This is a genomic window from Paracidovorax cattleyae (assembly GCF_900104515.1).
In the GTDB taxonomy this organism is placed as follows: Bacteria; Pseudomonadota; Gammaproteobacteria; order Burkholderiales; family Burkholderiaceae_C; genus Paracidovorax; species Paracidovorax cattleyae.
The window spans coordinates 49,072-67,273 of record NZ_FNJL01000004.1; the positions used below are offsets into that span (position 1 = coordinate 49,072).

General features: G+C 67.7%; 17 protein-coding genes. 7 read left to right on the forward strand and 10 right to left on the reverse strand.

What is annotated here, in order from left to right; translation table 11 throughout:
• Positions 1-6: 6 nt before the first annotated feature.
• The 5 genes from BLR05_RS04185 to BLR05_RS04205 are packed head-to-tail and all read right to left on the reverse strand — an operon-like array spanning position 7 to position 5,310.
• Positions 7-1,104, reverse strand: a complete 1,098-nt coding sequence (locus BLR05_RS04185; protein ID WP_092832559.1) for an ABC transporter ATP-binding protein — start codon at positions 1,102-1,104, stop codon at positions 7-9.
• Positions 1,105-1,137: 33 nt separating this feature from the next.
• Positions 1,138-2,016 (reverse strand): carbohydrate ABC transporter permease, encoded by an 879-nt coding sequence (locus tag BLR05_RS04190; RefSeq protein WP_092832561.1) that lies wholly within the window; start codon positions 2,014-2,016, stop codon positions 1,138-1,140.
• Positions 2,003-2,953 (reverse strand): carbohydrate ABC transporter permease, encoded by a 951-nt coding sequence (locus BLR05_RS04195; protein WP_092832563.1) that lies wholly within the window; start codon positions 2,951-2,953, stop codon positions 2,003-2,005. The genes BLR05_RS04190 and BLR05_RS04195 overlap by 14 nt, the downstream gene beginning before the upstream one ends.
• Before the next feature lie 3 nt (positions 2,954-2,956).
• On the reverse strand, positions 2,957-4,291 hold the full coding sequence (locus BLR05_RS04200) for an ABC transporter substrate-binding protein (protein WP_092832564.1): 1,335 nt from the start codon (positions 4,289-4,291) through the stop codon (positions 2,957-2,959).
• Positions 4,292-4,332: 41 nt separating this feature from the next.
• Positions 4,333-5,310, reverse strand: a complete 978-nt coding sequence (locus tag BLR05_RS04205) for a TauD/TfdA dioxygenase family protein (protein WP_092832565.1) — start codon at positions 5,308-5,310, stop codon at positions 4,333-4,335.
• Positions 5,311-5,592: 282 nt separating this feature from the next.
• On the opposite strand from BLR05_RS04205, the gene BLR05_RS04210 reads away from it, so the two are divergent.
• From BLR05_RS04210 to BLR05_RS04225, 4 genes are all read left to right on the forward strand, one after another.
• The gene (locus BLR05_RS04210; protein ID WP_092832567.1) at positions 5,593-6,513 is read left to right on the forward strand and encodes a TauD/TfdA dioxygenase family protein; all 921 of its coding nucleotides are present in this window, start codon (positions 5,593-5,595) and stop codon (positions 6,511-6,513) included.
• 210 nt (positions 6,514-6,723) lie between these two features.
• Positions 6,724-7,779: an ABC transporter substrate-binding protein gene (locus BLR05_RS04215; RefSeq protein ID WP_092832569.1), complete on the forward strand. Its 1,056-nt coding sequence runs from the start codon at positions 6,724-6,726 to the stop codon at positions 7,777-7,779.
• Positions 7,780-7,813: 34 nt separating this feature from the next.
• Positions 7,814-8,815, forward strand: a complete 1,002-nt coding sequence (locus tag BLR05_RS04220) for an ABC transporter ATP-binding protein (RefSeq protein WP_092832744.1) — start codon at positions 7,814-7,816, stop codon at positions 8,813-8,815.
• Positions 8,812-9,717 (forward strand): ABC transporter permease, encoded by a 906-nt coding sequence (locus BLR05_RS04225; protein ID WP_092832570.1) that lies wholly within the window; start codon positions 8,812-8,814, stop codon positions 9,715-9,717. The genes BLR05_RS04220 and BLR05_RS04225 overlap by 4 nt, the downstream gene beginning before the upstream one ends.
• Before the next feature lie 16 nt (positions 9,718-9,733).
• On the opposite strand, the gene BLR05_RS04230 is transcribed toward BLR05_RS04225, so the two are convergent.
• Positions 9,734-11,038 carry an aspartate aminotransferase family protein gene (locus BLR05_RS04230; RefSeq protein WP_019701621.1) on the reverse strand — a complete coding sequence of 435 codons (1,305 nt, stop codon included), beginning with the start codon at positions 11,036-11,038 and terminating at the stop codon, positions 9,734-9,736.
• A 113-nt stretch (positions 11,039-11,151) separates the two neighbouring features.
• Between BLR05_RS04230 and BLR05_RS04235 the strand changes: the two genes are divergently transcribed.
• From BLR05_RS04235 to BLR05_RS04245, 3 genes are all read left to right on the forward strand, one after another.
• On the forward strand, positions 11,152-12,021 hold the full coding sequence (locus BLR05_RS04235) for a LysR family transcriptional regulator (RefSeq protein ID WP_092832571.1): 870 nt from the start codon (positions 11,152-11,154) through the stop codon (positions 12,019-12,021).
• 102 nt (positions 12,022-12,123) lie between these two features.
• Positions 12,124-12,318, forward strand: a complete 195-nt coding sequence (locus BLR05_RS04240) for a DUF2905 domain-containing protein (RefSeq protein ID WP_092832573.1) — start codon at positions 12,124-12,126, stop codon at positions 12,316-12,318.
• A gap of 109 nt (positions 12,319-12,427) precedes the next feature.
• On the forward strand, positions 12,428-13,339 hold the full coding sequence (locus BLR05_RS04245) for an amino acid ABC transporter substrate-binding protein (RefSeq protein ID WP_092832575.1): 912 nt from the start codon (positions 12,428-12,430) through the stop codon (positions 13,337-13,339).
• On the opposite strand, the gene BLR05_RS04250 is transcribed toward BLR05_RS04245, so the two are convergent.
• The 4 genes from BLR05_RS04250 to BLR05_RS04265 form a co-directional block, all read right to left on the reverse strand.
• Positions 13,284-14,795 carry a pyridoxal phosphate-dependent decarboxylase family protein gene (locus BLR05_RS04250; RefSeq protein WP_225978994.1) on the reverse strand — a complete coding sequence of 504 codons (1,512 nt, stop codon included), beginning with the start codon at positions 14,793-14,795 and terminating at the stop codon, positions 13,284-13,286. The genes BLR05_RS04245 and BLR05_RS04250 overlap by 56 nt on opposite strands.
• Positions 14,792-16,201, reverse strand: a complete 1,410-nt coding sequence (locus BLR05_RS04255; protein WP_092832576.1) for a diaminobutyrate--2-oxoglutarate transaminase family protein — start codon at positions 16,199-16,201, stop codon at positions 14,792-14,794. Before BLR05_RS04255 ends, BLR05_RS04250 begins: the two co-directional genes overlap by 4 nt.
• Positions 16,198-17,571 carry a lysine N(6)-hydroxylase/L-ornithine N(5)-oxygenase family protein gene (locus tag BLR05_RS04260; protein WP_092832578.1) on the reverse strand — a complete coding sequence of 458 codons (1,374 nt, stop codon included), beginning with the start codon at positions 17,569-17,571 and terminating at the stop codon, positions 16,198-16,200. The genes BLR05_RS04255 and BLR05_RS04260 overlap by 4 nt, the downstream gene beginning before the upstream one ends.
• 163 nt (positions 17,572-17,734) lie before the next feature.
• Entirely contained in the window at positions 17,735-18,193 is a 459-nt protein-coding gene (locus BLR05_RS04265) for a GNAT family N-acetyltransferase (RefSeq protein ID WP_092832579.1), read from the reverse strand.
• Between the last annotated feature and the right edge of the window lie 9 nt (positions 18,194-18,202).

Sequence of the window (18,202 nt, forward strand, 5' to 3'; positions counted from 1 at the left end):
CTCGCTTCAGTTCAGCCGCGCACCACTGGCCGCATCGAACACATGCGCCTGCGCCGCCTGGGGCCGCAGCCACAGCGGCTCGCCGGGCCGCACCGTGATGCGGTCGCGGAACGCGGCGATCACGCCATGGCCTCCGGTACCCACCGACAGCGCCACCTGAGTCTCGGCGCCCGTGGGCTCCACCACCACCACGCGGGCGGGCAGGGCGGCGTCCCCGCCCTCGCCATCCTCTTCGCCATTCGCCAGCGCGAAATGCTCGGGCCGCGCGCCGTACAGCACACGGTCGCCCTGTCGCGCGCGCGGGGCCCGCGGCAGCGGCAGCTGCAGGCCGTCATCGGTCACCACGCGGGGGCGGCCGTCCAGCTCCAGCCGGCCGTGGATGAAGTTCATCGAGGGCGATCCGATGAACCGCGCGACGAAAGCGTTGGCCGGGCGGTCGTAGAGCTCCAGCGGCGCGCCGGCCTGCTCCACGCGGCCATCCTTCAGCACCACGATGCGGTCGGCCAGCGTCATCGCCTCGACCTGGTCGTGCGTCACATAGACCGTGGTGGTGCCCAGGCGCTGGTGCAGCGCCTTGATCTCGGTGCGCACCTGCACGCGCAATTGCGCATCCAGATTGGAGAGCGGTTCGTCGAACAGGAAGGCGTCGGGCTGGCGCACGATGGCGCGGCCCATGGCCACGCGCTGGCGCTGGCCGCCCGAGAGCTGGCGCGGGGTGCGGCCGAGCAGCGCCTCCAGTCCCAGGATGGCAGCCACCTCGCCCACGCGGCGCTGGATGGCATCGCGCGGCTGTCCCTGCAGCTTGAGCGCGAAACCCAGGTTCTCGGCGACGGTCATGTGCGGGTAGAGCGCGTAGTTCTGGAACACCATCGCGATGTTGCGGTCGCGCGGCGGTGTGTCGTTGACGAGGCGCCCGCCCAGCCGGATCTCGCCACCGGTCACGGATTCGAGCCCCGCGATCATGCGCAGCAGCGTGGATTTGCCGCAGCCCGAGGGGCCGACGAGGGCCACGAATTCGCCATCGCGGATGCCGATGTCCACGCCGTGGATGACCGGCGTGTCGCCGTAGTGCTTGGTGATGTGATGCAGCGTGAGCGCAGCCATGGAGGGTTTCTCTCTCTTTGCGAAGGAAGGGGTTCAGTCCTTGACGCCGCCCGCCGTGAGGCCGTGCACCAGGTACCTGCGCACCAGCACGGTGAACACCACCACCGGGAACATCACCAGCGTGCCGCCCGCGGCGATCTTGGACCACTCCCAGCCCTCGTACTGCAGGAAGTTGACGATGGCCACGGGCGCGGTCACGGCCTGCGTGCGGGTGAGGATGAGGGCATAGAAGAAGTCGTTCCACGCGAAGACGAAGCACAGCACCGCGGTGGCGGCCACGCCCGGCGCGGCCAGCGGCAGCGTGATGCGCCAGAACGCCTGCCAGACGCCGCAGCCGTCGATGTACGCCGCTTCTTCGAGCGCAGTAGGCACCGCCTCGAAGAAGGTCTGCATGAGCCAGATGACGATGGCGAGATTGAACGTGAGGTACACCAGCGCGAGGCCGAAGAGGGTGTCCTGCAGCCCGAGCCAGCGGTAGGCCAGGAAGAACGGGATGGTGAAGGCGATCGGCGGCGCCATGCGCGTCACCAGGATCCACAGCGCCACGTGCCGGCGGCCCGGGAACTGCCAGCGCGTGAGCGCGTAGGCCGCGGGCACGCCGATGGCCAGCGACAGCACGGTCGAGAGCGTGCTCACCGCCAGGCTGTTGAGGAACGAGCGCGGGAAGCTGCCCTGCAGCAGGGCGCGGAAGCCGTCCAGCGTCGGGATGAACAGCAGGCTGTCCTCGAACAGGTCGGCCGCGGGCTTGAAGGCCAGGTGCACCAGCCAGAGGAACGGGAACAGCGCGGCCGCCAGCAGCGCCAGCGCGGCGATGGCGCGTGCATGGCGCCGCAGCCAGCCGCGGCGCGTGCGGTGTCCGGCGGGCGCGCCGTCCCGTGCCGGGATCGGCAGTGCGGCGTCAGTGCCTGGCATGGTCGTTCCATCCCAGCCGCCCCACCAGCCAGCTCAGTGCGAAGACGCCCGCCAGGATCACCGTGGCGATCGCGCTGGAGTAGCCCCAGTAGGAGAAATTGAAGGCCTGTATGAAGCCGTAGTAGTTGGTCACCTCGGTCACGTTGCCGGGGCCGCCGTCGGTCAGCACGAAGATCAGCGGAAACGCCTTGAAGCTGTCGATCAGCCGGAACAGCCCGCACACCACCAGCACCGGGCGGATGTGCGGGAACACGATGTGGCGGAACAACTGCCAGCGGTTGGCGCCATCGAGGCTCGCGGCCTCCAGCGGATCGGCCGGCATCATCTGCAGCGCCGCCAGCACCATCAGCATGGTGAAGGGGAACCACTGCCAGGTGTCGGCGAAGGCGATGGCCCAGAGGGCGGTGTCCGGGTTGGCGATGAGCGAACGCACGGGCCAGCCGGCGGCCTCCAGCGCGCGGTGCACCGGGCTCACATCGGGCGTGAACAGGATCTTCCAGATCAGCGCCACCACGATGGGCGGCAGCACCATGGGGATGAGGAAGGCCCCGCGCACCGCACCCAGCACCCGGGACGGACGGTTCAGCAGCATCGCCAGTCCCAGCCCCACGGCCAGCTGCAGCGCGACGCTGGCGGCCGACAGCTTGAGCTGCGTGGCGATGGAGCCGAGAAAGCGCGCGTCTTCCAGCAGGTGCCGATAGTTGCCCAGCGGATCGCGGAAGTGGAAGGTGCCCGCCGGGTCGGTGAGGCTCAGCGGCGTGAGGCTGGCCACCACCAGTGCCGCGGCCGGCACCAGGGTGATCGCCAGCAGCACGATGAGCGCCGGCGCTAGCCCGAACGCGAAGGCGCGCCGGCGCGCGGCCTGCCAGCCCCGGGAACCGGGCGATGCCTGCGCCCCCGTCGTTGCGGATGCGGCGAGTGCGTTGGCGGCGCCCATGGCTCAGATCTTCTGGCCCGCGCGGCGCAGCTCGGCGATGGACTGCGCCTGCGCCTGCTGCATCGCCTGCCGCGCATTTGCCTGGCCCGAGGCGATGAGCGCAATGGCCTTGTTGAGCTGCTGGTCCACCTGCGGATAGACCGACACGGTGCGGTACTTCATGTGGCCGGTGTGTTCGGCCTGGCTGATCGAGTCGAGCGACAGCTGCGCGAGGTCGCTGCCGTTGATGCGCTGTCGGCTGCGGAATTCGGGCGAGTCGATGTCGGAGCGCCGCGCGGGCGAGCCGTAGCCCGCCGCCACGGCGCGCCGCGTGGTCTGCCTGGACAGCGCCCACTGGATGAAGGCCCATGCGGCCTCCTTGTTGCGCGACCCGGCGGGAATGCCCAGGCCGTGCACGGCGGTGCCCGGGAACCGCCCGGCCGGGCCCTTCGGCACGAAGCCGAACTTCACCGTCTTGAGCGTCTTGCTGGTGGCCGCGTCGCCCAGCTGCGCGAGGTGCAGCTGTCCCGCGTCGGAGAAGTTGACTCGCCCGAGCTTGAGCGCCTGCGTGACCTGGTCCGGCTGGTAGGTGATCGCGCCATCGGGGCCGAATTCGCGGATCAGATTTGCATAGTAGTCGGCAGCGGCCACGGCCTCGGGCGTGTCCAGCGTGGGAAACAGGTCGTCGGGCGCCTTGCGGAACACGTCGCCGCCGAAGGCGTGCAGGTAGGGCACGAAGGTCCAGCCGTAGTGGCTGTCGGAGACGAAGCCCGCCACGCGCTCCTTCCTGTTCACGGCGCGCAGCACCTTCACGAGGTCATCGGTGGTGTCGGGAAACGCCAGGCCCGCCTGCTGCACGAGGTCGAACCGCGACGAGACCGACAGCAATGCCTCGGCCGTCCACGGAATCCCGTAGAGCCTGCCGTCGCGGCCCGTCTCGGGCGCGCGCGCCCCGCTCAGGAAGTCGTTCAGGTCCCAGTCGGCCGGCGTGTGCTGCGGGTTGGCGATGAATTCGTCCAGCGGCGTGAGCCAGCCGGAATCGATCCAGCGGCTGGAGTAGATGAAGGTCACGTTCACCACGTCGTAGGCCGAGCCCTTGGTGGACAGCTCCAGGTCCGCGCGCTGGTTGTACACCGGGAACGAGGGCGCATCGAAATTCACCTTCGCTCCCGACAGCGCCTCGAACTCCGGCAGCCACTGCTGCAGCAGCCGGGGGTAGGCGGCGCTGAAGGTGGAGACGTTCAGCGTCGTGCCCTGGAAGCGGCGGGCGCCGCCGGGCTGCGCGCCGGAGAGCCCCGGCAGCAGAAGGGAAGCCCCGATGCCGGTGGCGGCTTGCAGGAGGTGGCGGCGTTGCGTCATGGGTGCGGAAGGCGAAGGTCGGGCGGATGGAAGGGAGCGGGTCAGGCCGTGGTCGCGATCAGCGTGTCGATGTGCGCGTCGTTCGTCGCCTCGGGGCGGCGGCGCGTGCGGCTGCGGCGGCCGTCCACCGCCACGGCGGGGTCGCCGTGCACGGTCACGCGGCGCACCACGCGCGGCTGCCGGCCATAGTCGTTGACGGCGATGTGCTGCGTGGCGCGGTTGTCCCAGATGGCCACGTCGTTCTGCCGCCAGCTCCAGCGCACGGTGTTCTCCAGCCGCGTCACGCGGTTCTGCAGCAGCTCGAAGAGCCGCGCCGATTCGGTGGAGGAAAAACCCTGGATGCGCTGGATGAAGTGGCCCAGCAGCAGCGCCCGCTCGCCCGATACCGGGTGCACATGCACCAGCGGATGCTCGGCCTCATAGACCTCCGAGGCGAACACCTCGCGGTGGTGGCGCAGGCGCGTTTCGTCCACCACCACGCGGTCGGCGCCGTAGTCGTAGTTGTTGCTGTGCACGGCCCAGAGGCTGTCGGCCAGGCGCTGGAGGTCTTCCGGCAGGCGTTCGTAGGCCGCGGCGGTGTTGGCCCAGACCGTGTCGCCGCCATAGGCCGGCACGGTGACGGCGCGCAGGATGCCGTACTTGGGGAATGCGTCCAGGAAGGTCACGTCGGTGTGCCAGGAGTCCGCACGGCCGCCGCCCTTGGAGGCGTCCAGCTCGAAGATGCGCGTGCCCTCGCGCGCCGGCACCGTGGGATGCGCCACCGTCCGGCCCAGGCGCTCGCCGAAGGCCTGGTGGCGGGCATCGTCGAGGTGGTGCTGCCCGCGGAAGAACAGCACCTTGTGGCGCACGAGCGCGGCCGTGAGGTGGCCGATGGTCGTGTCGTCCAGTCCGGCGGACAGCTCCAGGTCCAGCACCTCGCCGCCCAGGGCCCCCGCCACGCGGCGGATGCGCAGGTCGCCGAAGGAGGTGTCGATCGATGCGTCGGAAACGGGGTGCGCGGGAGTGCTCGCAGTGCTCACGGATGGCTCCAGGAAAAGGGGGTGGGCGGATTCTGGAAGCCGGTGCGCGCGGCGCGAAGCGCGTTTTCCGAGCAAGTTTGCGTGGGGAACTTGGGCTCACAAGCTCATGCGGCCATCGTCTGAAGCGGCCGCATCGGGGGATGCTTAGCTGATTTGGTAGTAAACAACTGAAAAATCATTCGTTCCAGGTATGAACACTCTTGCATAGAGTGTGCATAAACCACCTGCTGCCGGCCCACCCCGATGTGTTTCCGGCGCGGTGCCACCTGGAGATCCCACGCCATGTCCGCCGTCCTGTCCCGTGCCGCCGAAGTTGATGTACCCCCGCCGGGCGATGCGCCGCCGCAAGGCTTCGAAGTCCGTCCGCTGCCTGGCGCGCCCCTGGGTGCCGAGGTGGTGGGGTTCGACCTCTCGCGCCCTCTCGGCGATGCGGATTTCGCGCGCCTGCACCAGGCGCATCTCGACCACCACGTGGTGGTGTTTCGCGACCAGCGCATCACGCCGCGCCAGCACATCGACTTCAGCCGGCGCTTCGGTCCCCTGCAGATCCACGTGCTGAAGAACTTCCAGCTGGCGGACCATCCGGAAATCCTCATCGTCTCCAACATCAAGGACGCGGCCGGCCAGCCCCTCGGCCTGGGCGATGCCGGCCATTTCTGGCATTCGGACCTGTCGTACAAGGAGCGTCCGAGCCTGGGCTCGCTGCTGCACGCGCAGGAGCTGCCCGGCGAGGGCGGCGACACGCTGTTCGCCGACCAGCACGCCGCCTACGAAGCCCTGCCCGAGGCGCTGCGGCGTGCCATCGCCCCGCTGCGGGCCGAGCACAGCTACCTGGCCCGGTACGAGGAACTGCGCGCCCGGAGCCCCTGGCGCCCCGCGCTCACGCCCGCGCAGATCGCCGAGGTGGCGCCCGCCGTGCACCCCGTGGTGCGCACGCACCCGGAGACCGGGCGCCGCGCCCTCTTCGTGAACGAACACTTCACCACCCGCATCGTCGGCCTGCCCGAGGACGAGAGCCGCAGCCTGCTGGCCGAACTCTTCGCCGCCGCCGTGAAACCGGAGTTCGTCTATCGCCACGTGTGGCAGCCGCACGACCTCGTGTTCTGGGACAACCGGTCCGTGCAGCACCTGGCCGCCGGCACGCCCGACAGCGAGCGCCGCAAGCTCTACCGCACCACGGTGGAGGGCGATCTTCCGTTGTAGAGAGGGAACACCCCCCTGAGGCGCTGCGCGCTTTCACCCTGTCTCTCACGCTGCGCGTGGGAGGGGGGGACGCCGCCGGTGGCCGGGCGAAGCCCGCTCCACGGCGTCTGCTGGCGTGGCCTGCTCCGCGGCCTCTCGACGGGCGAGGGCGGTGGAGTGCTCGAAGGGCACGCGCGCATTCATTTTGATATCCATTGGGAAGCCTGATCCATGCCACGTTTCATCACCGTCTCTCTTCTGCGCCGCGCCTTCGTGCGCAAAACCGCCTCCCTCGCCACGGCGGCCGGCCTGCTGGCCACGGGCCTGGCGGCGCCCGGCATGGCCCAGGCCGAAGAGGGCAGGCTGCGCATCGCCCAGCAGTTCGGCATCGTGTACCTGCTGCTCAACGTGGCGCAGGACCAGAAGCTGATCGAGAAGCACGGCAAGGCGGCCGGGGTGGATATCCAGGTGGAATTCCTCCAGCTCTCGGGCGGCTCCGCGGTGAACGACGCGCTGCTCTCGGGCAGCATCGACATCGCCGGGGCGGGCGTGGGGCCTCTCTTCACGCTGTGGGACCGCACGCGGGGACGGCAGAACGTCAAGGGCGTGGCCTCGCTCGGCAACTTCCCCTACTACCTGGTGAGCAACAACCCGGCCGTGAAGACCATCGCCGATTTCACGGACAAGGACCGCATCGCACTGCCGGCCGTGGGGGTGTCGGTGCAATCGCGCGTGCTGCAGTTCGCCTCCGCCAAGCTCTGGGGCGACAAGGAGTTCAACCGCCTCGACAGGATCCAGGTGGCCGTGCCGCACCCCGATGCCGCCGCAGCCATCATCAAGGGCGGCACCGAAATCACCGGGCATTTCGGCAACCCGCCGTTCCAGGAGCAGGAACTGGCCGGCAACCCGAACGCCCGCATCGTGCTCAACTCCTACGACGTCCTCGGCGGGCCCGCATCCGCCACGGTGCTCTACGCGACCGAGAAGTTCCGCAAGGAAAGCCCCAGGACCTACAAGGCGTTCATCGAGGGCCTGGACGAGGCGGCCCGGTTCGTCGCCGCAAACCCCGAGAAAGCCGCAGACATCTACCTCAAGGTGACGGGCGCGAAGACCGACCGCGCACTGCTGCTCAAGATCCTGAAGAACCCCGAGGTGCAGTTCAAGGTGCAGCCCGAGAACACGCTGGGCCTGGGCCAGTTCATGCACCGCGTGGGCGCGATCAGGAACCAGCCCGGGTCGCTGCAGGACTATTTCTTCGACGACGCGCTGACGGCGCGCGGCAGCTGAGCGGGCAGCCCGGGGAGCGATGACCATGGTGGCCATGCAACGATGGGGCGCGGTGTCCACCGCCTTGCTGGAGCGCGTGCAGGAAGAGGTGGGCTCGTATGCGGGCGCCGATCTCCCGGTCGGCACCGCGGAACGCCGTGTGGGCGCGGCGGAAGCTGGCCATGCGGCGATCGCGCAGCCCCTGCTGCGTGTGGAGGGCGTGAGCATCGACTACCGCACGCACGAGCGGGTGGTGCGCGCCACGCACCGTGTGGGGTTCGACGTGCACGCGGCCGACCGTTTCGTGCTGCTCGGCGCCTCGGGCTGCGGCAAGTCCACGCTGCTGAAGTCCATCGCCGGCTTCATCGCGCCGAGCGAAGGGCGCATCCTGCTCGACGGCCAGGCGGTCACGCGGCCGGGGCCGGACCGCGTGGTCGTCTTCCAGGAGTTCGACCAGCTGCCGCCCTGGAAGACCGTGCGCGAGAACGTCATGTTCCCGCTGCTGGCATCGCGCCGCGCGGGCCGGGCCGAGGCCGCGGAGCGCGCCTCGCTCTACCTGGACAAGGTGGGGCTGTCGAAATTCGCCGACGTGCACCCGCACCAGCTCTCGGGTGGCATGAAGCAGCGCGTGGCCATCGCCCGCGCGCTGGCCGCGCAGCCGCGCGTGCTCCTGATGGACGAACCCTTTGCCGCGCTGGACGCGCTCACACGCCGGCGCATGCAGGAGGAACTGCTCGCGCTGTGGGAGGAGTTCCGCTTCACGCTGATCTTCGTCACCCACTCCATCGAGGAGGCGCTGGTGGTGGGCAACCGCATCGCCATCCTGTCGCCGCACCCCGGCCGCCTGCGCGCCGAGATCAACAGCCACCAGTTCGGCCTGCACAGCCTGGGCGGCCAGGACTTTCAGGCCACGGCCCGGCGCATCCACCGCCTGCTGTTCGACGAGCCGGCGTCCGCGCCGGGCTCGGTGGCGGCGGATGCCGTGCAGCTGGCGCAACGCCCGCCACCCGTGTCCACGCCCGTGCCGGGCCACCTGCCTTTCCGGATCGCCGTATGAGCCACGCCCTGCCTTCGTCCGCCCCCATTCTTCACGCTCCCCGCGTGCCGCCCGTGCGCCCCGAAGCCGAACACGTCCTGCCGCCGCTGCAGGGCATCGCCCCCGTGCAGCCACTGCCGCTGGCCGCGCGCATCTGGCAGCTGGGCAGCGTGCGGCGCCTGGTCATCCTGGCAGTGCTGGCCGTGCTGTGGGAGGCCGCGGCGCGCTGGCAGAACAACGACCTGCTGCTTCCCACCTTCCTGCAGACGGCCCGCGCGCTGTGGGACGGGCTGGCCAGCGGCGAACTGGTGGGCAAGACGGCCATCTCGCTGTCGGTGCTGCTCAAGGGCTACCTGGCCGGGATCGCAGGTGCCTTCGTGCTGACCACGCTGGCCGTCTCGACGCAGTTCGGGCGCGACCTGCTGTCCACGCTCACCTCCATGTTCAACCCGCTGCCGGCCATCGCCCTGCTGCCGCTGGCGCTGCTGTGGTTCGGCCTGGGGCAGGGCAGCCTGGTCTTCGTGCTGGTGCACTCGGTGCTGTGGCCGCTGGCCCTCAACACCTATGCGGGATTCCAGGCCGTACCGGAGACGCTGCGCATGGCCGGCCGCAACTACGGCCTCACCGGCATCCGCTACGTGCTGCAGATCCTCGTGCCCGCCGCGCTGCCGGCCATCCTCTCGGGCCTGAAGATCGGCTGGGCCTTCGCCTGGCGCACGCTGATCGCTGCCGAACTGGTCTTCGGCGCCTCCTCCGGCCAGGGTGGACTGGGCTGGTACATCTTCCAGAACCGCAACGAGCTCTACACCGACAAGGTCTTCGCGGGGCTGGTGCTCGTCATCCTCATCGGCCTGCTGGTGGAAAGCCTGGGCTTCCACACGCTGGAGCGGCTCACGGTGCGGCGCTGGGGCGTGCAGCGGTAGCAGGGGCTGCAGCGCCTCACGCGCAGCGCGCGATCGCCTGCCCCAGCAGGTCCAGGCCCAGGTCGATCTCCGCGTCGCTCACCGTCAGCGGCGGAGCGATGCGGAACACGCCGCCCATGCCGGGCAGCTGCACCACGTTCATCGACAGGCCGAGCTGCATGCACTCGCGCGTGATCGCGGCGCCCAGTCCGTCGGCGGGCTCCCTGGTGGCGCGGTCCCGGACGATCTCCAGGCCCAGCAGCAGGCCGCGACCGCGCACGTCGCCGATGCATTCGTGGCGCTCCTGCAGCGCGCGCAGGCCGGCCTCGAGCCGTGCGCCCGCCACCCGGGCACGGTCGGCCAGGCGGTCGCGCTGCACGATCTCCAGCACCTTCAGGCCGATGGCGGCGGGCAGCGGATCGCTCACGTGGGTGGTGTAGAAAAGGTAGCCGCGCTCGTGGGCGCGCTCCTCGATCTCTGCCGTGGTGACGATGGCCGCCAGCGGCAGGCCGGCGCCCAGGGTCTTGGACAGCGTCAGGATGTCCGGCACCACGCCGTCGCGTTCGCACGCGAACATCGTGCCCGTGCGTCCCACGCCGGTCTGCGCCTCGTCCAGGATCAGCAGCATGCCGCGCTCTTCGCACTTTTTCTTGAGCGCCGCCATGTAGCCTGGCGGCAGGTCGATGATGCCGCCCGAGCTGAGGATGGGTTCGGCGATGAAGGCGGCCAGGCTGCCGCAGGACTGGCGGTCCACCAGATCGAACCCGTAGTCCAGTTCGGCCCGCCAGTCGTAGGCGCCGCTCGCATCGAAGAAGCGCGGCCGGAAGCCGAAGGGCGCATTGATGGCCAGCGAGCCGGCCGCCGCCGGGCCCACACCGCGCCGCCCGGCGCTGTAGGTGGCCGAGGCCGCGCCGCCCGTCATGCCGTGCCATGACTGGGCGAAGCCCACGATCTCGAACCGGCCCGTGACCAGCTTGGCCATGCGGATCGCGGCCTCGTTCGATTCGGCGCCCGTGGTCAGCAGCAGGCTGCGCTCCAGCGCGCCGGGCGCCACGGCGGCCAGTGCGGCGGCCAGATCGACCACGGGGCGCGACAGCATGCCGCTGAACAGGTGCTCCAGCCGATGGGCGGAATCGGCGATCACGGCGCTGATCTCCGGATGGCAGTGGCCGAGCACGGCGCTCATCTGGCCCGACGTGAAATCGAGGATGGGCCGGTCGTCCGCGTCATAAACGAAGCTGCCGGCCGCGCGCTCGATCACCATGGGTGCGAAGCTGCCGCCATAGCGCACCAGGTGCCGGCGGGCGCGGTTCCAGAAATCGGGATCGTCGTTGCGGGACATGCAGGCTCCTGGGCAGGGAAAAGGAAAGGAAGAAGGCTGAGGGGACTCTAGGGACTTGCCGGATTCCAGTAAAACGAATAATTTTAAAGCCTGACATCAGACTGATTGATATCTTGGCGTCCCTCCTCGACATCGACCTGCTGCGCAGCTTTGCCGCCGTGGCCCGGACTGGCACGCTGGGCGCCGCCGCCGCGCGCGTGGGCCGCACCCAGTCCGCCTTGAGCATGCAGATGCAGCGCCTGGAGGAGGCCTGCGGCCAGCCGCTGCTGCACCGCACGGGGCGCGGCGTGCGGCTGACGAGCCACGGCGAGCGCCTGCTGGTGCATGCGCGGCGCATCCTGCACCACCATGACGAAGCCCTGGCGGACCTGGCGGGGACGGGCCTGGCCGGCTCCCTGGCGGTCGGCTGCCCGGATGATTACGCCGCCGCCTTCCTGCCCCACCTGCTGCGGGGCTTCTCGCAGCAGCATCCCTTGGCACGGGTGGACGTGGTGTGCGCACCCACCCCCCGCCTGCGCGAACGCCTGGCCACGCGCGCGCTGGACGTGGCCCTGGTCTCGCTACCCTGGGGCGACGCACCGCCGTCCGGTACGCTGGCGCCGCTGCGGCGCGAGCCCCTGGTCTGGGTGGCCAGCCCGGGCACGGCGGTGGCGGGCTGGAACCCGCTGCCGCTGGCCCTCTCCGACCCCGACGTGCTGGACCACCGCGCCGCCTGCGAAGGCCTGCAGGCCCAGGGCCGTGCGTACCGCGTGGCCTATGCCAGCGGCAGCCTTACCGGGCTGACCGCCGTGGTGCGCGCGGGCTCGGCCGTGGCCGTGCTCACCCGCTGCGCCGTGCCGCCCGATCTGCAGGTGCTGACCGCCGATGCCGGCTTGCCCGAGTTGCCCTGGCTGGGCATCAGCCTGGCTTTCGCCCAGGAGCGGGCGACGCCGCTGGCGCAGGCTTTTGCCGACCACGTGCGCGGCGTGCTGCCGTCCCTCTGAGGTGCGACACGTATTCCCGCACGCGGAAAACCCGGCCTGTCGGCCCGCGCGCCCGGCGCACCGGGGGATGCGGCGAACCGGCTCTGCACCTACACTCGCGGCATGTTGCGCTGGTTGATCGTCGTCTTCCTCGCCCTGGTGCTGATCCAGGGGCTGGCGCCGTTCCTGCGGCGGCTGGGCGTGGGCCGCCTGCCGGGGGATTTCCACTTCCGCCTGTTCGGGCGGGAGTGGCAGCTGCCCCTGGTCAGCACCCTGCTGCTCAGCGCCGTGGCCAGCCTGATCGCCCGGTGGATCTGAGCACGGGGAGGGGCGTCACATGCACGGCGTTTTCTCCTGGCACAGTGATTGCCTCGCTTTCTGCTCCACCGTCCCTTCTTCCTTTTCCTCCTCGATCCGGTCCTCTCCCATGATCCGCCGCTCTTTCCGGCTGCTGGCGCTCGCCGCGGCCTTTTCCGCCCTTTCCGCTCCCGTGCTGGCCCAGGCGCCCGCCGACACGATGGCCCGCATCCAGCAGACCCGCACCATCACCCTGGGGGTGCGCGAGTCGGCCTGGCCGTTCGCGTTCGTGGACGCACAGAACGGGGGCAAGGCGGCCGGCTATTCGGTGGACCTGTGCCATGCGGTCGTCGAGGACATCAAGAACACGCTCAAGCTCAAGGACCTGGAGGTCAAGTACCGCACGGTGAGCGCCGCCGAGCGCATCCCGAAGCTGGAAGCGGGGGAGATCGACCTGGAGTGCGGCTCCACCACCAACACCAAGGCGCGGCAGGAGCGGGTGGCCTTCGGCCCCACCATGTTCGTGGCGGGCATCCGCGTGCTCGTGCCCAAGGGCACCAAGGCCGACACGGTGCAGGACCTTGCCGGCATGACGGTGGCCGTGAGCAAGGGCTCCACCTCCGAGAAGCTGCTCACCCAGCTCACCGTGAACGAGGTGAAGGCCACGGTCAAGGTCTTCGACAACAACGACGACGCGTTCAAAGCCCTGCGCGCCGGCACGGTGACGGCCTTCGCCCAGGATGACTCGCTGCTGCTCGGCCTGGTGGCCCGCAACAAGGCGCAGGATGCCCTGGCGCTCAGCAACTTCGTCCTGTCCGTGGAGCCCTACGCCATCATGGCGCGCAAGAGCGACACCGCGCTCATGGCTGTGGTGGACCGCACGCTCGGCAGGCTCTACACCAGCCGCGAGATCGATCCCATCTACAAGAAGTGGTTCCTGAACGACCAGATATCCATCCCGGTGGGCCGCCTGACGCGCGAGGGCTTCAGCCGTCCCAACAAGGAAGCGGGTGTGGCGATGATGCTCGGCTACTCGCTGTAGACGCGCGGGTTGCGAAGGCGGCAATGTTGTCCAGGAGGCTGTCGAAATCCTCCGCGGCAAGGCAAGGGTTCAACAGGGTCAGCTTCAGCGCCGCGTGTTGCTGGACAGTCGTCTCCCCCAGTACGGCTATGCCGTGTTTGAGAAGTTCGGCACGAAGCCTGCGGTTGAAATCGTCGATATCAGTACCGGGCATGGGGCCGGTGTACCTGAAAAGAATCGTTGTCAGGCTCGGCTCGGCCAGGAGCTCGAACATGCTGCGGCATCGTATGGCCTCGGCAACCTCGCGCGCCTGTCCAAGCAGGTGGTCGATCATCTCTCCCAGCACTTCGGTGCCGACCGCCCGGAGCATCATGTAGACCTTCAAGGCGTCGAAGCGTCTCGTCGTGGAGATCGTCTTGTCCACGAGGTTGGGAAGATCATCGGTTTCGCGGTTCAGGTATTCGGCCTGGTAGAGCAGGTGCCTGAAGCGTTCCCCTTCGCGGAACAGCAGGGTCCCGCAACTCACGGGCTGGAACCACAGCTTGTGGAAATCGGCCACCATCGAATCGGCCTGCTCGATACCGGCGAGCCGGTGCCTGTGGCGGCCCAGCACCAGGGCAGAGCCGTAGGCGCCATCCACATGGAACCATAAGCCGTGCGCCCGGGCGATTTCGCCCATGCGCTGCAAATCGTCGATGGCGCCATGGTCCGTGGTGCCCGCCGTTCCCACCACGGCAAAGGGGATCAGGCCCTCCTGCCGCAGCGACTCGACCGTTGATGTCAACTCGTCCACGTCGATGGTGCCGTCGTTTCCGGTCCGCACCTTCACCACGCCGCGCTGCCCCAGCCCCATGATGAAGGCTGCCTTGTCCACCGTGAAGTGGCTCTTGGCCGAGGCGATGATCCTCAGCCTGGGGAAAAAATCGGGCATGCCGTCACGCCTGGCCTGGTGCCCGTGGTACGTCCACAGGAACCAGTCCCGCGCCGTGAGCAGGGCCATGATGTTGCCCTGGGTACCTCCGCTGGTAAACACACCGTCCGCCCCGGGGGGGTATCCGAACAATGCGCAGAGGTGGTCCACGACCCGTTGCTCGACAAAAGTGGCGGAGCCCGACTGGTCCCACGAATCCATCGAAAGATTCTGTGCCGCGATGAAGCTTTCCGCAGCGATGCCGCTCAGGAGTGGTGGCGTGTGCAGGTGGGCGATGCAATGCGGATGCTGGACGATGATGGCATGCGCAGCGATGTCCTGGCGTACTTCCCGGATCACCCGCTGCAGCGGTGCCACCGCTTGCACTCCGAGGTCACGCCGGAAGACCTGCTCGCGCAGATCGGACGGCTCCCTGCCCGAATAGGGGCGCGCCGCAGTCTCGAAAAGACTCGACAGTTCCTCCACGCAGGACGCCATCACGGCACGATAACGATCAGCACCTCCGCTGCCCGTCCGGATGAAATGCTCTTTCCACGATTCCGTCACCGTGCCTGCTCCGTGGCCTGCATGGCGTGTGTGAAGGCCCGGGCCGCAAAATCGATCTGATCATCCGTGATGTTCAATGGGGGGAGGAAGCGCAAGACCGCGCCATGCCGTCCACCCTTTTCTATCATCAGGCCATGCCGCAAGGCCGCGGCCTGAATCCGGGCCGCGCGCTGCCCGTCGGCAAGCGGTTGACCCAGCGCATCCACGCGTTTCGGGTCAACGATTTCAAGGCCCAGCATCAAACCCTTGCCGCGGACTTCCGCAATACACGGATGGTCCTGCCGTAGCGCTGCCAGCCTGCTGCTCAGGCTGGCTCCCATGCGGTCCGCATTCAGGGCCAAGCCATCGCGCTGGATGATCTGCAATGTTCTGGTGCCGGCAACCATGGCCCACTGGGTGCCCCGGAAGGTGCCCGCGTGCTCCCCCGGGGTCCAGTTGTCGAACCGCTTCTTGAACACCAGGCACGAAAGAGGGAGCCCGCCACCGATAGCCTTCGACAGTACGAGGATGTCCGGTTCCACACCCGCGTGTTCGAAAGCGAAGTGGCGTCCGGAGCGAGCAACTCCGCACTGGATTTCGTCGAAAATGAGAACGATACCCAGTTCGGATGTGATGCGCCGGATTTCCCGCAACCAATAGTCCGAGGCCGGTAGAACCCCTCCTTCGCCCTGAATGGGTTCCAGAATCATGGCGGCGGGCTTGACCATACCGCTTTCCTGGTCATGCAGCACGGATTCGATGTACCTGATCGATGCCCGTTCACCGGCCTCTCCGCCGAGGCCGAACTTGCAGCGCAGGCCGTAGGGAAATGGGAAGAAATGCACATCGGGCATCAGCCCGGTGCGCCGCTGCTTCGCGCCCAGGTTTCCCATCAGGGCCTGCGCACCGTTCGTCATGCCATGGTAGGCGCCATGGAACGCGGCGATGTTGTGGCGTCCCGTGCATTGCTTCGCCAGTTTGATGGCAGCCTCCACGGCGTCCGATCCCGACGGACCGCAGAACTGAATGCAGGAGTCCTGGGTGAAGCTGGCAGGAAGAAATCCCATGACTTCCTGTATGAGCGCGTCCTTGGAAGGTGTCGCCACGTCAAGTGCCTGCTGGGGAATGCCTGATTGGATCGCGGCCACCACCGCTCCTGTCACTTCGGGGTGGTTGTGACCGAGTGCCAGTGCTCCGGCTCCGGCCAGGCAATCCAGATAGCGCTGGCCCAGCGTGTCTTCAACGATGGCTCCCTGGGCCCTGCGGATTGCCATGGGAAAGCGCCGGGGGTAGGACCGCACCTCCGATTCCAGACGCTCCTGGTTCCTCAGTTCCACTCCCTGCTGGAACCGGCGCTGGGGAGTGGGTTCAATGGGGCCGCCGATGTCCTGCGGTGCCGGGAAGGTGAAATCCAGAGGGTTGTTCATGATGCTGTGCCTGCCATGGTGGGCCGCCGGCTGGAGGCTTCTTCCTTCCAGCGATCTTCGATGCCAAAGGTTTGGAAGGCGGTCTTGTGGGAAGTGGGGTAGCGCGGGAACCCCAGCAAGCCGTTGACGATGGCGGCGTTGCGATGGGCGCCGAGTCCGAGATCCGGAGCAGCGATGCCGTGGGTGTGCATTTCAGCGTTCTGAACGAAGATCCGGCCTGAACCGTTCCATCGGGCCTTCAGCGTGTAGTCGCGCCGCACGGCCGGGCGGCCTTGCCCGTCGAAGGCGAGCAACGGCCTGAGTCTGTCCACGCAGGGAGGGAACACATACCGATAGCCCGATCCCAGCACCACGGCCTCGGTGTGGAGGTCGAAATTTTCCTGGAGATCGAGGTGCCGGAACGAAAGCTTCCAGCCGTTGCGGGTGCCGGATGCTGTGAGAAGCTCGCTTCGGGCCTGCAGGACGGTGTGTGTTTCCGCGCCGTCCGCCGATTGCTCATACATGCGGTCGTAGATGGCCGCGATGGTGCTGAACGAGATGCCCTTGTACCAATGGCCCTGCTTCGAGAGTATTTCCTTGCGCTTCGCTTCCTGTAGTCCGAAGAAATGCTCTATGTAGTCCGGCGAGAAATGCTCCAATCCCAGCTTCGAGTACTCCATGGGGAGAAAGCCGCTGCCACGGGTGAGCCAGTTCAGTTCGTATCCGAACTGCTTCCGGCCTTCCAGCAGGTCCAGGAAACATTCCGCGGCGCTTTGCCCGCCCCCTATGACCGTGATGCTCCGCTTCGCATGCAGATGGGGCCTGGCGAATGCATACTGCGACGAGTGGATGAAATCCGTACCGTTCAGCAGGGCCGACAGTGCATCCGGCGTCGAAGGGACCGTGCCTATGCCCAGGACGATGTTCTTCGCGAGATGCCTCGAGAGTGCCCGGGTCGCCGTGTTCCTTACCGTCACGCAAAATATCGAATCCTGCGCCTCGATGTCCACGACTTCCATCGAGAACCGCAGGCTGCGGAGCTGTTCGGCAACCCAGCGGCAGTACCTGCTGTACTCCGTGCGGGCGATGTGGAACCTCTCGTAGAAGTAGAACTGGTAGAGGCGCCCGTGCTCTTTCAGGTAGTTGAGAAAGCTGAAGGGGCTGGTGGGATCGACCATGGTGACCAGGTCTGCCATGAAGGGAACCTGGAGATAGCAGTTATCCAGCAGCAGTCCTTCGTGCCAGACGAATGTGCCCCTGGTGTCAAAAAATATCGCCTTCACGGCATCGATGGGGTGCAGCAGCGCTGCCAGCCCCAGATTGAACGGACCTATGCCGATCCCAATGAGGTCGAGTATGTCTTCGGCTTCTTGCCCATCGCTCATATTCATGGCACTTCCTGCGCATCTGCAATGCGTGTTTGTTTGCCGCCAGCCCGCGCAGTAACCTGCACTGGCCACTGGCTGAAGGCCGGCGAATCCTCGCCGCCTTCTCACCTGGCTTTACCTGCTGGAGCACGGGAGTCGACCAGCACCCCTTGCAGGTGCGGGATGCTTACGCGGCCGGGCATTCGAGCATCTGGTGATAGGTGATGTAGACCTGCTCCCGCTCGTATCCCAAGGATTCGTAAAGGCGCTGGGCGATCTGGTTGGTCGTGGCGGTGTCCAGCGTCAACCGCTGGGCGCCTTCGCGCGCGAATTGGTCGGTGATGTAGTTCATCAGGTATCGCGCGTACCCATGCTGACGCGCGGCCTTGGCGACGTAGAGATCCGAGAGGTAGTAATAGGGCCGCATGGCCAGAGAGCATGTGGCCGGATAGAGCTGCGAGAAGCCGACGGGCTTGCGGTCCCCGTCGAGCAGCAGAAAGATCTTCGAGCGTTCTTTCTCGAGGTTGGACTGGATGAAGGCGCGAGAGGCCGCAAGGTCGTCTTCCTGTTCGTAGAAGATCCGGTAGTCGTTGAACAGGCCTGCCAGAACGTCGAGTTGTTCCAGGGTGCATTGGATGACTTGCATGTTGATTCC